Consider the following 17,894-nt stretch of genomic DNA (forward strand, 5'->3'; position numbering starts at 1 on the left):
ATGAGTCGTCGATTGATCCCGACCGCAGTGTTTTCAGGTGATTTTGCGGCGGGCGCAGTATAGCTTAGACGCCGCTCATAAAAATCTACTCAAACTTGCACAAAGCTGAATCGATCTATTCACGCCGTCAACGCCCACGCACCCGGCAAGCCGGGCGTCTGACAGGGCTCCTGCGTGCGTTTAAGGTCCGGCTTGAGCGCGTCCAGACCATACCGATCAAGGTTTTTGGCGGCATTAAGGTCACGATCCATGATGTGTCCGCAGTCACAGACCAGCGTGCGCTGTGACAGCGGCATCTCATGGAGCTGACCACAGGCGTGGCAGGTCTTGGAGGATGGAAACCATCGATCCGCGATCACGACCGTCACGCCGCGCCATTTGGCCTTGTATTCGATCTGCCGCCGCAGCTCGCCCAAGCCGGCATCCGACGCGGCGCGAGCGAGACGGCGGTTTTTCGTCATGCCTTGAACATTCAGGTCTTCGAGCGTGATGACCTGATAGGTGCGGGTCAGCTTGTCGGACAGTTCATGGAGCACCGCCTGACGCTGGTTGCGGATCCGCTGATGCAGCCGGGCCACGCGGAGCTTGGCTTTCGCTCGGCGTCGGCTGCCTTTCAGTTTGCGCGACAGGTTCCGTTGCCGACGCTTCAACTGCTTGAGGTTTTTCTTGACTGTCTGGTTGGCGGGGATCACCTCGCCGGTACTGAGTACGGCCAGCTCCTTGATCCCGAAGTCTACGCCGACGGACGCTTGATCCGGCGCATGGGGGTTGTAATCCTGTGTGTCGGCCAGGATCGAGACGAAGAATCGACCGGCCTGTTTGCTGATCGTGGCTTGCTTGGTCGCCCCGGTGAAGCGCAACGGCTGACGCATCGCGATCCGGGTCTTGAGCCGCTCAATGCGCAGGGTTCGCCCGTCTACGTCGAATTTGGCGGGTTCGCGCAGGGCGAAGGAATCGTTCACGTCCTTTTTTTTGAAGCGGGGATAGCCGGGCTTCTTGGAGCCGTTCTTGACGCGCCGGAAGAAGCCGTTGAAGGCGGCATCCAGATCGTCGATGGCATTGCGCGTCACCCGGCTGGAGACCTCGCTGTACCAAGGGAACGCGACCCGCAGCACGGTCATGTAGTGCTGATACGCCGCCGCCTTCGACCAGGTCACGCCGGGCTGATTGAAATGGTCCAGCAACTGGTTGTAGCAATGCCGCCGTGCGCCGCACGCCTGATTGAGATAGCGGGCCTGCTCGGGAGTCGGGCGCAGTTCGATCCGGTGGGCGATCAGCATGCGGCTTCCACCGCTTTTTTCAGGTCATCCAACAGTTTCTGGTTCTTGCGCGAGCGGCTGCCGTACAGTCTGGCCGAGAAGACGGTGATGATCTCCAGCACATCGCTCGCCAGGTCTTCCTCGAAGGTCGTGTCCTCGCCCTGGTTGAGAATGACGACTTCGACCTGTTTGGCCTCGCAGATCGCAAACACCAGTTCCGCGCCGAAGCGCAGCAGGCGGTCTTTGTGGGTGATGACCAGCCGCCCGATGCGCCCTTCCACGATCTCATCCAGCAGGCGTTTGAGTCCCTTTTTGTGGTCGTTCATACCCGACCCCAGGTCGGCGATGATCTCGAAGGTCCAGCCCTGACGAGCGCAATACAGTTCGAGCACCTGCTTCTGGCGTTCCAGGTCGGCTTTCTGGTCGTGGCTGGAGACGCGCGCATAGGCGATGGTGCGTCGGGCGGTCTCTGGGGTGTGAAAGTGCTCGGGGCGCAAACGCGCCAGGTCATAACGCCGCCTTCCGCCAGCGGTGCGCTCATCAGGGATGAGCTTGCCTTCGCGCTCCCAGCGCCGCAGCGTTTGCGCCGCGACGCCGAGGAAATCGGCGGCTTCCTGGATGCTGACCAGTTTGCGTGACATGGTCAAAATATAAATAATTGCGCAATAACGCGCAACTTATATTGAAGCTGTCCCAGCCCGAGCTGTCGCGCGGCTTCGGGCCTGGTCGTCTCCCGCGCCCATGTCGAGTCTGGTGCGCCAGTGCAGCAGTGCAGACCTTCCGAGACCGTCTCCGATCATTTTCGTTGTCGTTGTCGTTGTCGTTGTCGTTGTCGTTGTCGTCTTCGGCTTGTGAATCTTCGATTACGACAACGACAACGACAACGACAACGAACGGCCTCGGGATTTCCAAGATGCTGTGCCAGTCTGTGGCGGTGCGCCCCATCCCGCTTACAATGGGGGTCTTCGCTGGCCTGCACAGGATTTTCGATGAGCGAAATCGTTTTGATCAATGTCACCGGCGAGGACCGTCCGGGGATCACGGCTGCCCTGACCCAGATCCTCGCCCGCTACCATGTGCCCATTCTGGACATCGGTCAGTCAACCATCCATAACGCCCTGGCGCTGGGTCTGCTGGTCGAGCTGCCGCGTGATGGCGGCGCGGCGCCGGTGTTCCGGGAGCTGTTGTTCAGCGCCCACGGCATGGGGCTGGATATCCGTTTCACGCCCATTGACGACGACGCTTACGAAGCCTGGGTGCATGATCAGGGCCAGCCGCGCCATGTCCTGACCCTGCTGGGGCGCGAGATCGAGGCCGAGCACATCGCACGGGTCGCCGCCGTGGTCGCCGAGCGCGGGCTGAATGTGGACCGCATCGCGCGTCTGACCGGGCGTCTGTCGCGCCGCGACCGGCGTCAGCCGCATGCACTGGCCTCGGTCGAACTCTCGGTGCGTGGCGCGGTCCCGGATCTCTCCGAGCTGCACGGCGCGCTGCTGGCGCTGGGGCAGGTGATGGAGGTCGATGTCGCGGTTCAGGAGGACGACATCTTCCGGCGCAACCGGCGTCTGGTCTGTTTCGACATGGATTCGACCCTGATCCAGACCGAGGTGATCGACGAACTGGCGGCGGTAGCCGGGGTCGGCGCGGAAGTGGCGGCCATCACCGAGTCGGCGATGCGCGGCGAACTGGATTTTCAGGCGAGCTTCCGTCGGCGCATGGCGCTACTCAAGGGGCTTGATGAATCGGTGCTGGCCGGCATCGCCGAGCGTCTGCCCATTACCGAGGGCGCGGATCGTCTGATCGCCACGCTCAAGCGGCTCGGCTACAAGGTTGCCATCCTCTCCGGCGGCTTCACCTATTTTGCCGAGCATCTGCAACGGCGTTTTGGCATCGACTATGTTTATGCCAACCGGCTGGAATTCCACGACGGCAAATTGACCGGCGAGGTGACGGGCGAGATCGTCGATGGCGCGCGCAAGGCGACCCTGCTGCGCGAGATCGCCACGCGCGAGGGCATTCGTCTGGAGCAGGTGATCGCGGTTGGCGATGGCGCCAACGATCTGCCGATGCTCTCCATCGCCGGGCTGGGAATCGCCTTTCATGCCAAACCCATTGTGACCCGTCAGGCGCGCCATGCCATCGCCACCGTCGGGCTCGACGGTATCCTCTATCTGCTGGGCATGCGTGATCGGGATGTCGCTGGTTTGGTTTAGGCGATGCCCATTGCGTTAATTCAGACAGGATTGACAGGATTTTTAAAACATTGTTTTAAAAATTTTTAATCCTGAATCATCCTGTTAATCCTGTCTTCATTCACCATCGCCGCTCGCCATCTCTTACGCCGCCATTTCAGGAGTTCCCGCATGCCCCCGGTCATCGATCTGACGCTCGCCGACATCATGAGTCGGGTGGTGCGATCCGTGTCGCCGGACTGCGCCCTGTCGGAGGCGGCGCGGCTGATGGCTGAGGCGCGCATCTCCTCGCTGCTGGTGATGGACGGCACCACCCCGGTCGGCATCCTCACCGAGCGCGATCTGCTGCGTCTGCTGCATGACCGGGCGGATCCGGAGACCGCCATCGCCGAGGCGATGAGCACGCCGGTTATCACCGCGTCGGCGATGCTCGATTTTGCGACCGCCTACCGTCTGTCGCTCAATCAGCAGGTGCGTCATCTGGTGGCGGTGGATGGCGCGGGTCTGGTCGTGGGGATCGTCAGCGAAACCGATTTTCGCCGGCATCTGGGCGCGCGCTTCCTGGAGCAGATCGACGATCTCAAATCGGTGATGGAACGCGAGCGACCCTTCCTGGCCCCGGATACGCCACTCGCCGACGCCCTGGGTCTGATGCTGCGTCAGCGGGCGTCCTATGCGCTGGTCGTGGAAGATCAGCGACCACTCGGCATTCTCACCGAGCGCGATCTTCCGCGTCTGCTGGTTGATGGGTTCGGCAGTCGGACTGACCGCACCCGGCTGCGCGAGGTCATGCATGCGCCAGTGCGAACGGTGAGTCAGCATCTTCCGGTGCCGGAGGCGGCGCACCTGATGCAGGAGCAGCGGCTGCGTCATCTGGCGGTGGTGGACGATGCGGGACGGGTGCTGGGTGTGGTGACCCGCCACAATCTGATGGAGCGGATCAGCGCCAATCTGACCAGAGAAGAGATCTGGTGCCAGACCGAGGCGCTGGCCGCCGAGAAAGACCAGGCCGAGCGCCAGCTCCGGCAGGCCGAGGCGCGGATCGAGCGACTGACGCAGCTCTATGCCTCGCTGAGTCAGTGCAATCAGGCGATTGTGCGCGCAACCGGCGAGGACGAACTGCTCCAGCAGATCTGCCGCAATGCCGTGACCTTCGGCGGCATGGTCCTGGCCTGGGTCGGTTATATCGATCCGGCGACCGGCCAGATCCGCCCACGGGTCTGTTTCGGCAGCGGCAGCGACAGTTTGGCGGATCTGGAAATCTCGCTTAACGAAGAGGGTTCATACGCCCAGGATCCCATCGGCGTCGCCATCCGCACCGGCCAGCCCGACTGGTGTCAGGATATCCTCCAGGATCCGGTCATGGCGTTCTGGCATGCCAGTGCGGCGCGTTATGGCTGGGGCGCCAAGGCCGTTTTCCCGCTGTTTCGACGCAGTCAGGTGATCGGCGTCTTCTGTCTCTACGCCGCTGCGCCCGGATCCTTCGACGCCGATGCGCGCTGGCTGCTGCAAACCATGGCGACCGATCTGTCCTATGCGCTCGATCATTATGTTCTGGTTGCCGAGCACCGGCACCAGGAGGATGAGATCCGGGCGACCAAGGATCGTCTCCAGGCCGTCATGGATGCGGTCCCTGACCTGATCTGGGTGAAGGATCTCCAGGGCGTCTATCTCGCCTGCAACCGGATGTTCGAGCGTTTGTACGGTGCGCCGGAGGCGGCGATCCTGGGCAGGACCGATTACGACTTCGTGGACCGGGAGCTTGCCGACTTTTTCCGCACCCATGATCGCAAGGCGCTGGATCAGGGGGGGGTGAGCGTCAACGAGGAGTGGCTGACCTTTGCTGAGAACGGGTATCACGGACTCTTTGAAACCATCAAGACCCCGGTGCGCGACGCCACGGGTGAGCCGATCGGGGTGCTCGGAATCGCCCGCGATATCACCGAAACCAAATCGGCCATGATCGAGCTTGATCAGCATCGCCATCATCTGGAAGATCTGGTGTCCTCGCGCACCATCGAACTGGAGGTGGCCAACCGTCTGCTGCACCGGAGCGATCTGCGTCTCAAAAAGCTGTTTGAGTTGAGCCAGTTGGCGCCCGATCTGGATGAGCGCGAGCTGTTGCAGCAGGGGATCGACATGGCGGTGGCGCTGACCGGGAGCGCCGTCGGCTATCTGCATTTTCTTGACGAGAACCAGGAAACCATCCAGCTCTGCGCCTGGTCGCGCAGCACCCTGGAAGTCTGTGCCGCGCAGACCGATTCACGCCATTATCCGGTCTCTGAGGCGGGCGTCTGGGCAGAAATGGCACGCACCGGTCAGCCGGCGATTCACAACGATTATGCCAGGGTGGGAGGGCGTCGCGGCCTGCCCGACGGCCATACCCCCATCGTGCGTCATCTGGGTGTCCCGCTCAGCGATGGCGGCAGGATCCGCATGCTCATGGGCGTGGGCAACAAGACCAGCGATTACGACGAATCCGATGTGCAGCAGATGCAGCTCATCGCCGATGGGCTGTGGCGCATTCTGATGCGTCGCCGCGCCGAGCTGGCGCTGGCCGAGGCGCGGGATGCCGCTGAGGTGGCGAGTCGCGCCAAGAGCGCCTTCCTGGCCAACATGAGCCATGAGATCCGCACCCCGATGAACGCCATCATCGGTCTTTCCCATCTGCTGGAGCGCGAGATCACCGCCCCCAAACCGCGCGAGCAGATCGCCCGGATCGGCGAGGCGGCGCAGCATCTGTTGAGCATCATCAACGACATTCTCGACCTGTCCAAGATCGAGGCTGGACAGTTGAGCCTGGATGAAACCGAATTTTCACCGCGCCAGCTCATTGACCACACACTCAGTCTTCTGGGTGAACGGGCCGCCGCCAAAGGGCTCATCCTGACCGGCGTCATGGATCCCGAGGTGCCGCCGCGTCTGCGCGGCGACTCGCTGCGTCTGGGGCAGATTCTGTTGAACTTCGTCGGCAACGCCATCAAGTTTTCAGCCGCTGGCGAGATCCGCATCCGCGCCGGCCTGAGCGGGAAGGACGGTCAGCGGGTGAGGCTGCGGCTGGAGGTGCGCGATCAGGGGATCGGTCTCACCCCGGAGCAGCGGGCACGTCTGTTTCAGCCCTTTGTCCAGGCCGACAGCTCGACCACCCGCCGCTATGGCGGCACCGGTCTGGGACTGGTGATCTGCAAGCGTTTGGTCAGTCTGATGGCAGGAGAGGTCGGGGTGGAGAGTACATTCGGCGAAGGCAGCACCTTCTGGGTCAGCGTGCCGCTGGCGCCGGTCACGTCCGGGTCATCCGCCACGGCGTCCGGCGCACGGCCCGGCGCGGCCAGTCCAGGGCGGTTCCTCGCACACCATTATACCGGCACGCAGCTGCTGCTGGTCGAAGACGATCCCATCAACCAGGAGGTGGCGCTCGAACTGCTCAGCGCTGTCGGTCTGCTGGTGGATGTGGCGGATGACGGCCAGCAGGCGGTGGCGCGGGTGCGCGATGGCGATCACGCCCTGGTGCTCATGGATATCCAGATGCCGGTCATGGATGGACTGACCGCCACCCGCGCCATTCGCCAACTGCCCGGCAGGGCGGATCTCCCGATTCTGGCCATGACCGCCAACGCCTTCGATGAAGACCGCCTGCGCTGTCTGGAGGCCGGCATGAACGATCATATCGGCAAGCCGGTGCAGCCCGATCTGCTCTATGCCGCCCTCCTGCGCTGGCTGCCGCCGATCTCCGGCCCGCTGCCCGTCGCCGGGCCGGAGTCGTCGCCAGATCATCCCGATGCACTGCTGACCGCCGCGCTCGCGACCATGCAGGGTGTCGATGTGGCGCGCGGTCTACAGGCCGTGGGCGATAATCCGGCCAGCTATGTGCGTCTGCTCAGGCTCTTCATCGAGGGTCATGGCGATGATGCGGCCACCCTGCGCCAGCATCTCGCATCCGGCGCCTTTGATGACCTGCGACGACTCGCCCATACGCTCAAGGGCATCGCCGCGACGCTCGGTGCCGACAGTCTGCGTCAGTCCGCCCTGAATCTGGAACAGAGCCTGAGCGAGCCGCTTTCGACACCCGAGCTTGAGACGTGCATCAGCGAGATGGCAGCACAACTGGATCAGTTTCTGACGCAGATTCAGTCCATCCCCGCCATCCAGTCCAGTTTCGCGCCAGCCTCAGCGCCGCCGGTCTCGCCAGAAGACTGGACCAGGGCGCGGCCCGTGCTTGCTGAACTCGAGTCGCTGCTGGCGGCTGACGATACCCGCGCGCTGGATTTCTGGATGAATGCGGGCGAACGCATCCAGATGGTGCTGGGCGCTCAGGCCGCCCGGCTGGAAGCGGAGATCAGGCGTTTCGATTACGATGAAGCCCTGCAGACGCTGCGGATGGCGTTCAAGACGCTCAACCCTTAAGAGACGTATCCCTTAAGAGAGTCATCAACTGCCAAGCCGCCTGTGCGGCGGCATCTTCCCGATAGAACAGGCGTGCAACGAGGCATCCAAGTGGTGATGACACGGCATCCCGCCTTTCTCATGCAACCGCACCCGGCCCGTGCGTCCTCCCTCCATCAAGGCGACCATGAAAATTCCCAAACGTCTCGAACCCCTGGTCCATGAAGGACTGATCGATGAAGTCCTCGGCTCGCTCAAAAGCGGCAAAGAGGCAGCGGTCTATGTGGTGCGCGCTGAAGGCGCCATTCGCTGCGCCAAGGTCTACAAAGCCGTCAATCAACGCGGTTTTCACAAGCAGGCGCTCTATCGCGAAGGGCGTCAGGTGCGCGGCAGCCGTCAGGCGCGGGCGATGGCGAAGGGTTCCCGCTATGGTCGCCAGGAACAGGAAGACGTGTGGCAGAACACCGAAGTCGATGCGCTCTATCGTCTGGCAGCGGCCGGGGTGCGGGTGCCCCAGCCGTATCAGTTCATCGATGGTGTCCTGCTGATGGAGCTGATCACCGACGCCGACGGCGAGGCGGCGCCCCGGCTGAACGATCTGGATCTGACGCCGGCGCAGGCGCTGGCCTATCACGGCTCACTGATCGCCGACGTGGTGAAGATGCTCTGCATCGGACTGGTCCATGGCGATCTCTCCGAATTCAATGTGCTGGTCGATGCCCAGGGGCCGGTGATCATCGATCTCCCCCAGGCCGTCGATGCCGCCGCCAACAACCATGCGCCCTGGATGCTCAAGCGGGATGTCGGCAATCTGGCGGCGTATTTTGGTCAGTTTGCGCCGGAACTCCTGACCACCAGCTATGGCGAGGAAATCTGGCATCTGTACGAACACGGCCATCTGACGCCGGAGGTCGCCCTCACCGGCCATTTCAAAGGCCAGCATCAGCGGGTTGATCTCGACAGCATCCTGAGCGAAATCCACGACGCTGAAGAGGAGGCGCGACGGCGTCGGGAGATGCGCGAAAACGCCTGATGGCGAATGCGGCGCTCTATCCCGACCCTGAGCGGAGCGGTTTCTCGCAACCCATTCGGCCAACGGTTATCTCAGCCTGGAAATCAATCCGACAGTTGCGGCATGAGCCGATGGCCGGTAGTGTGAGGCGCTTTTCGCGATGAGGACATCCGCGTGCAACACCTGCCCACCCTGACACTCAACGACCAGCATGACCAGCCGCAGACCATCGAAGGCGGCACCCGTTATCTGATTTTTGCCGCCGAAAAAGCCGCCGCCTCAGTGGTGGACGCCGTCCTTGAAGATCAGACCGGAGACGGTCTGGCCGCCGCCGGGATTCGCCTCGTCGCCGACATCAGTGCGATGCCGCAGATGGTGATCACGATGTTCGCCTTGCCCAAGCTGCGCAAGCGTCCCTATCCGATCCTCCTCGGACGCACAGCGGACGACACGCGCGTGTTGCCGCGCGAGCCGGGGAAGGTGACGGTCATGGCGGCGGACACCGGCCAGGTTCATTTCATTGACGATGTGGACGTTTTGCGGGCGACCCTGGGTCTCACCGGATAGTGAACGCACCTCAGGAACTGGGGTAAACTCAAAGCGACCCGGCAGATGGCCGGCAGGCGCGCCATCTGAACAGAATTAACTCGTGTAAATCGCATAGCGAGCGAGGGTGAGTGGATGGAAGACTCTCACGGCAGTCGGCGCGTCTGGCGGGCCTGGGTCGTGCTGGCGATGGGGCTGACCCTGACCACGCTCGCCACCCTGTATACCGAGCGGGATGTGGAGTCCCTGCATCGCCGCGAGCTGGTGCTGATTGGCGAGGAGATCGCGGCCCGGATCGACGCCCGGCTCCATGCCCATGCCCAGGTGCTGCGGAGCGGGGCGGCCTTCTTCGCCGGTTCTGAGGATGTCACGCGGAACGAATGGCGCGAATTCATCGTGCGCAGCAGGATCGATCTGAATCTCCCCGGCATTCAGGGCATTGGTTTTTCGCTGCTGATTCCGGCCAGCGAACTGGCGGCGCATCTCGACAGGATCCGCGCCCAGGGCTTTCCGGATTATCGGATTCGACCCGAAGGCGAACGTGATCCCTATACCGCGATCATCTATCTGGAGCCTTTCTCCGGGCGCAATCTGCGCGCCTTTGGCTATGACATGTTCTCCGAGCCGGTGCGGCGGGCGGCCATGGAGCATGCGCGGGACAAGGATCTGGCGGCGCTCTCCGGCAAGGTGCAGTTGGTGCAGGAGACGGAGCAGGACGTTCAGGCCGGGACGCTCATGTATGTGCCGGTCTATCGCACCGACCTGCCGACCGACACCATTGAGCAGCGCCGCGCCGCGCTGCTCGGCTGGGTCTACAGCCCTTACCGGATGAACGATCTCATGGCCGGTATCGTGGGCGACTGGGAGCGTAATGGTGGCCGGGAGATTCATCTCCTGATCCATGACGGCGATCGGATCGCGCCCGAGACCCTGCTTTACGACAATCCCGCCGATTTCCAGCCTCCGTCCAACGGGTTCAGACCAGCGACCCGAATCGATGATCATCCTTCCGGCGCCTCGCGCCTTGAGGCATCGGACGCCGTGCATCGGGTCATCGATTTCAATGGGAATCGCTGGACCCTGAGTCTGGCGCGACCTGGTCTCCAGACCGGCTTTTTTCATGACTACCGGATCTGGTCGGTGGCGCTCATCGGCAGCGTCATCAGCCTTCTGCTCACCGCGCTCGTCCTGGCGCTCATCGAGGTCCGCGCCCGTGCGCGGGAACTGCTCATGGAACTGGCGGCGCGCAAACGGGCCGAGAGCGAGCTGCTGGCGCGCGAATCGCTCCTGCGCGCGACCGTGGACAACGTGCCCTTCGAGTTCTGGGCGCGCGACTGCGAGGGACGCTGTTTCATGGAGAACGCGCCCCTGGTGGCGCATTGGGGCAGCATTCTCGGACTGCGCCCGGAAGAGACCAGAACGACCCCGGAGGAACTGGCGATCTGGCAGTCCAACAACCGTCGCGCCCTGGCGGGGGAGATCGTGGACGAGGAAGTGGTGTATGTCGTCAACGATGAACTGCGCGTCTTTCAGAACATCATCGTCCCGATCCGCGTCGGTGACGGGATCCAGGGCATTCTGGGCCTGAACATCGACATCAGCGAGCGCAGGCGGGCAGAGGACGATCTGGAGGAATATCGCGTCCATCTTGAATCGCTGGTCGAGTCGCGGACGCGGGAGCTGATCGAGGCGCGCGACGCCGCCGAGTCAGCCAGCCGGGCCAAGGGCAATTTCCTGGCGAACATGAGCCACGAGATCCGCACTCCGATGAACGCCATCCTCGGCCTGAATCATCTGCTGCTGAAAGAGGTCAGCGCATCCACCGCGCCCAGGATGCATGACTGGCTGCTCAAGGTCGGTGAGGCCGCCGCGCATCTGTTGCAGATCATCGACGATATCCTCGATCTGTCCAAGATTGAATCCGATCATCTCACGCTGGACATGCGCGAATTTTCGCTTGTCCGAGTGATTGAGAATGTGTTCAGCCTGCTGGGTGAGCGCGCACGCGGCAAGGGGCTGACCCTGGCTCGTGAGATTGCCCCCGAGATTCCGGCGCAACTGGTCGGGGATGCGCTGCGTCTGCGACAGGTGCTGCTCAATTTCGTCAGCAATGCCATCAAATTCTCCGAGCAGGGTCGGATCGTCGTGCGCGCCCGGCTCATTCAGGATGACGGCGAGGAGGTTCTGGTGCGTCTGGAGGTCGAAGACCAGGGTATCGGCATGACGCCGGAGCAGCAGTCGCGTCTGTTCGAGCCATTCGTTCAGGCCGACGACTCGACCACCCGTCGCTTCGGCGGTACGGGTCTGGGGCTGGTGATCGCCAAGCGTCTGGCGCATCTGATGGGTGGGCAGGTCGGTGTCATCAGTGCAATGGGGAGAGGGAGCGCCTTCTGGATGACCGCGTGGCTGCGTCGGGTCGAACCGGTTGTGTCCGTCTCCACGTCAGCCCCTGCGCTGATCGAGCCGTCGTCATCTCTGGCGGAGCAGCTCATCGCCCGGCGTCATGCCGGTTTGCGTGTGCTGCTGGTCGAAGACGACCCGGTCAATCAGGAGGTCGCCCTGGTGCTGCTTGAGAGTACCGGACTGATGGTGGATGTCGTCGATAACGGACAGCAGGCGGTGGAACGGGTGCGCGAACAGGATTACGCGCTGGTGCTCATGGATGTGCAGATGCCCGTCCTCAATGGTCTGGACGCCACCCGCGCCATTCGCAGGCTGCCAGGATGCGAACATCTGCCGATCATCGCCTTGACCGCCAACGCCTTCCTTGAGGATCGGGGGCAATGTCTGGCGGCGGGCATGAATGACCACATCAGCAAGCCGGTGGAGCCGGAGCAGCTCTATCGCGCGCTCCTCAAATGGCTGCCGGGCGCACCTGACAGCCACTGAGAAACAACCGTTGTCGTTGTCGTTGTCGTCTTCGGCTTGCGAGTCTTCGATTACGACAACGAAAAACAACGAACGATCTCGGGATTTCCAGGGTTCTGCGCTAAACCGCGTCCAGTGCGATATGCGTAATTTTCAATTTGTGTTTAGCTCTGGGGAAGTCAACGACATCAGTGGGGCGCGGTTTAAAATTTTATATTTTTTAATATCTTAAACCGCGCCAGATCCGATAATCCTTGAGTCTGCCAGGGTCGATCTGATCCACAAAGATCGCATGCCGTGCTGGGCGCGGTTTAGGGATAATCCTGACGGGTGGGACGCACGATGAGATCGCTGATATGCACATGCGGCGGCTGTGCGACGATGAAGTGAATGGCGTTCGCCACGTCTTCCCCAACCAGCAGTGGACCAAAGCGATCCTCAAAGCCCTGCACCATCTCATCCTGGTAGCCGGCCACCGCCTGAAATCCGCTCACCACGATGCCGGGTTCCACCAGCGAGACCCGAATCCCCAGCGGTCCCACTTCGCGCCGCAGCCCTTCGGCCAGCGCATGCACGGCAAACTTGGTAGAACCGTAGACGGCGCTGAAGGGCGAGATATGCCGCCCAACCACTGAGCCGACGATGACGATATCCGCTGCCGTTCCTGTCTCGTGCGCGGCCAGCAGGCGCTGTGCAGCCTGTTGCAGCAGTGCCAGGGTGCCGGTCAGATTGATTCTGACCACCGCCTCGAATTGGGACAGATCGGCGTCCTTGACCGACCCGCCCAGGCCGCGTCCGGCATTGGCGACGACGATGTCGGCCGATCGTCCGAATCGCTCAAGGGCGGTGTCGAACAGCCGTTCCACGACGGCTTGATCCGAGGCATCCCCTGCGACCCCGCAGAATGCGGGGCCGATGCTTTCTTCGAGTGCTGCCAGTTTGGCCGCATTGCGCCCATTGCCAATGACCGCAAAGCCGGCGGCGGCGAAGCGTTTGGCCGTTGCCTCGCCAATCCCGGAGGTCGCTCCGGTGACAATCGCGATGCGTGAAAATGATTCAGACATGTTTTCTGCTCCCAATTTAAACCGCGTCCAGCGCGATATGCGTCATTTTCAGTTTGTGTTTAGCTTTGGAGATGTCATCGACCTCAGTGGAGACGCGGTTTAAAATTTTATATTTTTTAATATCTTAAACCGCGCCAGATCTAACGGTCGTCGATGCTGCCAAGGCCGCCCCAATCCCCAAACATCACATACCGCACCGGGCGCGGTTTAATCCTGTCCATTGACGGCGTTTCGGGCGGGTACGAACGAACTTTCCCGGAATTTAATCGCCAGCCTGCCGCCAGCGCGCGATCGAGACGGTGACGTTTTTGCCGTCTGTCCCGCGATACCTGTATTTTTCGACCAGCAGATCGTTCATTTCAACCCCGGCGGCCAGCAGTGCGGCGGCCTCGGCGACGGCGGGCGTGCCCATGACGCGCATCACGGTTGCCGAAGGATGAGGCACCGCGACCTGCGCCAGCGCCTCGGCTGAATAGAGGCGCAGTGGCCAGCCGCGTCTGGCGCACAGTTCCAGGATCGCCAGTTCGTCGCCCTTGCGGTCGATGGTTGCGATGGCGCGCACCGCGATCTCGCCCAGCCCGCGCGTGGCCTCGGTCAGCGCCGCTTCGAAGGTCGCGAGCGCGGCGCCACGGTCGCATCCGAGTCCGATGGTCACAGGTGTCATGGTGTCGTTTCCGGTGGACGATAGAGGACGAGTGGGACGCCCAGGCGTTCCATCGAAACGGGATCGATGGCGCGGCGCGTCACCCACAGATAGGCAGCGGCCTCGCCGGCCTGTTCCAGCGCGGGTACGCAGCGCAGATTGGCCGGCAGGGGTCGCGTATCCGGCCACCACTCGCGCCCGCAGTCTTCTTCGATGACGACCACCGGCTCGCCGTTGACGACTGCCGCCGCCGCGCGCAGCAGGGTCTCGGGGCTGGCCTCGATCCGCCAGCCCAGCTCGCGCCCGAGCAGATCGACCGCAATGGTGCCCTGGGTGTCGGATGCCGTGGTGATGACCGGCACGGCACCGATGAGCGCGCCGACCCGTTCGGCCAGCGCGTTGGCCCCGCCCAGATGTCCCGCACAGATCGGGATCGCGAAGCGCCCCGCCTCGTCGATGACGACGACGGCGGGATCGGTCAGTTTGCTGCGCAGATGCGGCGCGATCAGACGCACCGCCATGCCGACCGCGCCGATGATGATGAGCGCGCGATGGGTCTGGAACAGCTCGCCCATCCGCGCCGAGAGCGGCGGGGCGTAGGTGTCGATCCGCGCGGAGTCGATGCCCGACAGCCGGTCACGAAACCGCTCTGGAACCAGGAGGCGGGGCGGATCGTCCAGGCGTGACGCCAGCGTGCCGGCCAGCTCGACGCCGGTCCTGGTGATGGCGAGAATCAGGGTGTGCATGGCGCACCTGGCGGCGTCTGACCCAGACCGCGCGCGCGATCCTGCCGGATCAGCACCAGCGAGAGATACTGCACCCGCGTGCCGCGCAGCGTGGACAGGTCGCGGACGATGCGCTCCTCCGGCGTGCCCACGCACTCGATGAAGACCGCGCAGTCGAGCAGACCACGTGCATCGAGTGCCGCAATCAGCGCGTCCAGCACCGGACGTACCTTCAGCAGCACCAGCGCATCGAAGGTCGTCAGCAGGGCGTCCAGATCACGCATCGCCTCCGGGGCCGCATAGATCGCCAGCGGCTCCTCGCCATCCGCCAGCGGCTGACCGATGGCCGCCGCCGCTGCGTTGAATGAGGAGACGCCGGGGATGATCCGCACCTCCAGGCCCGGATCCAGGGCGCGCACGGCGCGGGCCAGGTGGCCGAAGGTCGAATAGGTCGAGGCGTCGCCCTCAACCAGAAAGACCACATCCTCGCCCGCGTGCAGCCGTTCGACGACCTGCATCGCCGCCTCGGTCCAGGCGCGGGCCAGGGTCTCGGGGTCGCGGGTCATGGGAAAATGGAGCGCCAGCCCTTCGGCGGGCGCGCTCAGTCCGGCGCGTTCGACGATGGCGAGCGCATAGCTCGCACCCTCCTGATTGACCGGCCAGGCCCAGCAGGGGGCGGAGACCAGCGCCGACCAGGCGGCACGGGTGATGAGTTCGGGATCGCCCGGTCCAAGGGAGGCGGCGGTGAGACAGCCGGTCATGCAGCGGGCTCCGGGGAGAAATGGACAGGATTCACAGGATTTTTCAGGATTAAACCGCGCTTTCTTTCGCTTAAACCGCGTCCAGCGCGATATGCGTAGTTTTCAGTTTGTGTTTGACTTTGGAGATGTCATCTCCATCAGTGGAGACGCGGTTTAAAACTTTATATTTTTTAATATTTTAAACCGCGCCAGCGCCGATAATCCTTGAGTCTGCCAGGGTCGATCCGATCCACAAAGATCGCATACCGTGCTGGGCGCGGTTTAAAATCAGTCGGTCAATCGATTGCAATGAGGATCTGTCATGTCGGTGTTGACCAAGCGATTTCCATCCGCCGTTCGCTACGAACAGGATTACGCCGCCTGGGCAGTCCAGACCGCATCCGCGATCCGCGCCGGTCGTATGAGCGATCTCGACTGGTCGGCTATTGCCGAGGAACTGGATGATATGGGCAAGCGCGAGCGACGGGCACTGAGCAGTTATCTGCGGAATCTGTTGATGCATCTCTTGAAGTGGGAATATCAGCCGGAGCGCCGTTCGACCAGTTGGGAACTCACCATTGATCAGGCGCGGCGCGAGATCGAGGACATCCTGACCGACAGCCCCAGCCTGCGTGTGGAGCTGGATGCGGTGGTGGCTAAAGAATATCCCCGCGCGCGTCGGGATGCCGCCAAGGAAACCGGACAACCGCTCGCGCGTTTGCCGGAAGTCTGCCCTTATCCGGTCGAGCGCATTCTGGAAGACGGCCATTACCCTGAAAGAGATGGTCGAGAAAGATGATCTCATCGTCAGAATGGCTTGAAAATCCGGTCCATTCAACTTTACTCGCCTGCCAGCACCATCAGCGCATTGATTGCCGCAACCACCAGCGTTGACCCGCCCTTGCGGCCTTCGATAGCGATCCAGGGGACCGTCCCGATGCTCATCAGCGCGGCTTTCGAGTCAGCCGCAGAGACGAAACCGACCGGCATGCCGACGATCAGCGCCGGGCGTGCGCCGTTTTCATCAATCAGCCGGATAACCTCCAGCAGCGCGGTCGGGGCGTTGCCGATACCGACCAGCGCGCCATCGAGCAGCCCTTCGCGCGCGGCCTGACGCATCGCCTGCACCGCGCGGGTGGTGCCTTCGGCGCGGGCGCGTTCGATCAGCTCGGGACGGTCGATGAGCTGATGGGCCTGACAGCCGAATCCAGCCATGCGGACCTTGGACAGCCCGGCGCGGATCATCTCCACATCGCAGAGGATCGGCGATCCCGCGCGCAGCGCCGCCAGTCCGGCGCTGATCGCCTGCGGATGGAAGCGGGTGAGTCCGTTGAAGTCGAAATCCGCGCTGGCGTGGATCATGCGTCGCACCACGGACCATTGCGCCGGGTCGTAGTCGTGCGGCGCGGCCTCGGCGTCGATGGTGGCGAAGGATTCGCGTTCGATGGCAGCGCCAGCGGCGGTCAGCAGGGCGCCGCCCTGTGCGTCGCTAAGGGTGATCATGTTCTGCCGCCAGGGCCAGTGAGCAGCCGTCGCAGGGCAGGAGTGCGCTGCCGTCACGGCATTGGGTCAGACGCAGATCCAGCAGATCAAGCAGTTGCTCATGCGCGCCGATGTAACCGGCCTGGACGATGCTGCGGGTCGGATACTGGAGACGCAGACGCTCGACCTGCTGGGCGATGCGTTTGATGAGCCGTCCGGTAAAGAGATAGTCGGGCAGGACGATGATCTGGCTCATGCCGAGCCGGTCGAGTCGCTGCACCACCTGCTCCAGACGCGGAAAACAGATGCCGGTGAAGGCCGGCAGCACCAGTTCGTGATCGGTGGTCTCGTAGATCCAGTGCGCCATCTTGGCGACCTCGCCGGTCGCTTCCATGTCCGAGGCGCCGCGCGCCAGCAGCACCACGCCGGTAGTGCGCGGGTCGGGCATGTGCAAACTCACCATCGCCTGATGCAGACGGTAACGCAGCGCCTTCAGCAGTTGCTGAGTGGTTCCCAGGTGTGGGGCATAGCGGAACTCGACCGTCGGATGAGCAAGCCGCGCGGCGTCGAGCGCCTGCGGGATGTCGCCCCGGATATGACCCGCCGGGTTGAGGATCAGCGGCAGCACCAGGACCCGTCCGCCGCTTCCGGCGGTTGTGGCCGCCTTTTCCAGACCTGCTTCGAGCAGGATGTCGGCGTATTCGATCCAGCAGACCTGGATGTTGGCGTCCGGGTGCCGGGCGCGCCACAGCTCGGCGAATGCCTCGACCTCGCGATTGCCCTCGTTGCCGGGATCGCGGGCGCCGTGGGCAACCAGCAGGATCACTTCGTTCGTCATTCAGTCAGGCTCCGTCAAGATTAAATTTGAACCGCCAAGGCGCAAAGGATTTGAATTTAGACAGGATTTACAGGATTTAAAAGATTTAAAACAATGCTTTAAAAAATCCTGTTAATCCTGTCAAAAACATATTCGGAGGCGC

Annotated in this window: 14 protein-coding genes; 6 read left to right on the plus strand and 8 right to left on the minus strand. The window is 62.8% G+C overall.

Annotation, left to right across the window (positions count from 1 at the left end):
- Window positions 1-119: 119 nt before the first annotated feature.
- A complete protein-coding gene (locus EDC35_RS05305) occupies window positions 120-1,280 on the minus strand; it encodes an RNA-guided endonuclease InsQ/TnpB family protein (RefSeq protein WP_132976176.1) in 1,161 nt (386 codons plus the stop codon).
- A complete protein-coding gene (locus EDC35_RS05310; protein WP_132976177.1) occupies window positions 1,274-1,900 on the minus strand; it encodes an IS607 family transposase in 627 nt (208 codons plus the stop codon). Before EDC35_RS05310 ends, EDC35_RS05305 begins: the two co-directional genes overlap by 7 nt.
- Window positions 1,901-2,248: 348 nt before the next feature.
- Between EDC35_RS05310 and serB the strand changes: the two genes are divergently transcribed.
- The 5 genes from serB (at window position 2,249) to EDC35_RS05335 (ending at window position 12,281) form a co-directional block, all read left to right on the plus strand.
- Entirely contained in the window at window positions 2,249-3,472 is a 1,224-nt protein-coding gene (gene serB, locus EDC35_RS05315; RefSeq protein ID WP_132976178.1) for a phosphoserine phosphatase SerB, read from the plus strand.
- A 150-nt stretch (window positions 3,473-3,622) separates the two neighbouring features.
- Window positions 3,623-7,855, plus strand: coding sequence for a GAF domain-containing protein (locus tag EDC35_RS05320; protein WP_132976179.1), 4,233 nt, complete (start codon window positions 3,623-3,625; stop codon window positions 7,853-7,855).
- Between the two features lie 166 nt (window positions 7,856-8,021).
- Complete coding sequence (locus tag EDC35_RS05325; RefSeq protein ID WP_132976180.1) at window positions 8,022-8,867, plus strand: PA4780 family RIO1-like protein kinase; 846 nt, start codon at window positions 8,022-8,024, stop codon at window positions 8,865-8,867.
- 153 nt (window positions 8,868-9,020) lie between these two features.
- Window positions 9,021-9,413: a hypothetical protein gene (locus EDC35_RS05330; RefSeq protein ID WP_243651450.1), complete on the plus strand. Its 393-nt coding sequence runs from the start codon at window positions 9,021-9,023 to the stop codon at window positions 9,411-9,413.
- A gap of 114 nt (window positions 9,414-9,527) precedes the next feature.
- The gene (locus tag EDC35_RS05335; protein ID WP_243651452.1) at window positions 9,528-12,281 is read left to right on the plus strand and encodes a CHASE domain-containing protein; all 2,754 of its coding nucleotides are present in this window, start codon (window positions 9,528-9,530) and stop codon (window positions 12,279-12,281) included.
- A gap of 290 nt (window positions 12,282-12,571) precedes the next feature.
- Here the strand turns inward: EDC35_RS05335 and EDC35_RS05340 are convergent, their stop codons facing one another.
- From EDC35_RS05340 to cobI, 4 genes are all read right to left on the minus strand, one after another.
- Complete coding sequence (locus tag EDC35_RS05340; RefSeq protein WP_132976182.1) at window positions 12,572-13,324, minus strand: SDR family oxidoreductase; 753 nt, start codon at window positions 13,322-13,324, stop codon at window positions 12,572-12,574.
- Window positions 13,325-13,586: 262 nt separating this feature from the next.
- Window positions 13,587-13,988, minus strand: a complete 402-nt coding sequence (locus EDC35_RS05345) for a cobalamin biosynthesis protein (RefSeq protein ID WP_132976183.1) — start codon at window positions 13,986-13,988, stop codon at window positions 13,587-13,589.
- Entirely contained in the window at window positions 13,985-14,713 is a 729-nt protein-coding gene (locus EDC35_RS05350) for a cobalamin biosynthesis central domain-containing protein (RefSeq protein ID WP_132976184.1), read from the minus strand. The genes EDC35_RS05345 and EDC35_RS05350 overlap by 4 nt, the downstream gene beginning before the upstream one ends.
- Complete coding sequence (cobI, locus tag EDC35_RS05355; protein WP_132976185.1) at window positions 14,701-15,453, minus strand: precorrin-2 C(20)-methyltransferase; 753 nt, start codon at window positions 15,451-15,453, stop codon at window positions 14,701-14,703. Before cobI ends, EDC35_RS05350 begins: the two co-directional genes overlap by 13 nt.
- A 301-nt stretch (window positions 15,454-15,754) precedes the next feature.
- Between cobI and EDC35_RS05360 the strand changes: the two genes are divergently transcribed.
- Complete coding sequence (locus EDC35_RS05360; protein WP_132976186.1) at window positions 15,755-16,231, plus strand: DUF29 domain-containing protein; 477 nt, start codon at window positions 15,755-15,757, stop codon at window positions 16,229-16,231.
- A 41-nt stretch (window positions 16,232-16,272) separates the two neighbouring features.
- Here the strand turns inward: EDC35_RS05360 and EDC35_RS05365 are convergent, their stop codons facing one another.
- Window positions 16,273-16,935 carry a precorrin-8X methylmutase gene (locus EDC35_RS05365; RefSeq protein ID WP_132976187.1) on the minus strand — a complete coding sequence of 221 codons (663 nt, stop codon included), beginning with the start codon at window positions 16,933-16,935 and terminating at the stop codon, window positions 16,273-16,275.
- A complete protein-coding gene (locus EDC35_RS05370; protein WP_132976188.1) occupies window positions 16,922-17,752 on the minus strand; it encodes a sirohydrochlorin chelatase in 831 nt (276 codons plus the stop codon). Before EDC35_RS05370 ends, EDC35_RS05365 begins: the two co-directional genes overlap by 14 nt.
- Window positions 17,753-17,894 lie beyond the last annotated feature (142 nt).

Source organism: Thiobaca trueperi, from assembly GCF_004342175.1.
Taxonomy (GTDB): Bacteria; Pseudomonadota; Gammaproteobacteria; order Chromatiales; family Chromatiaceae; genus Thiobaca; species Thiobaca trueperi.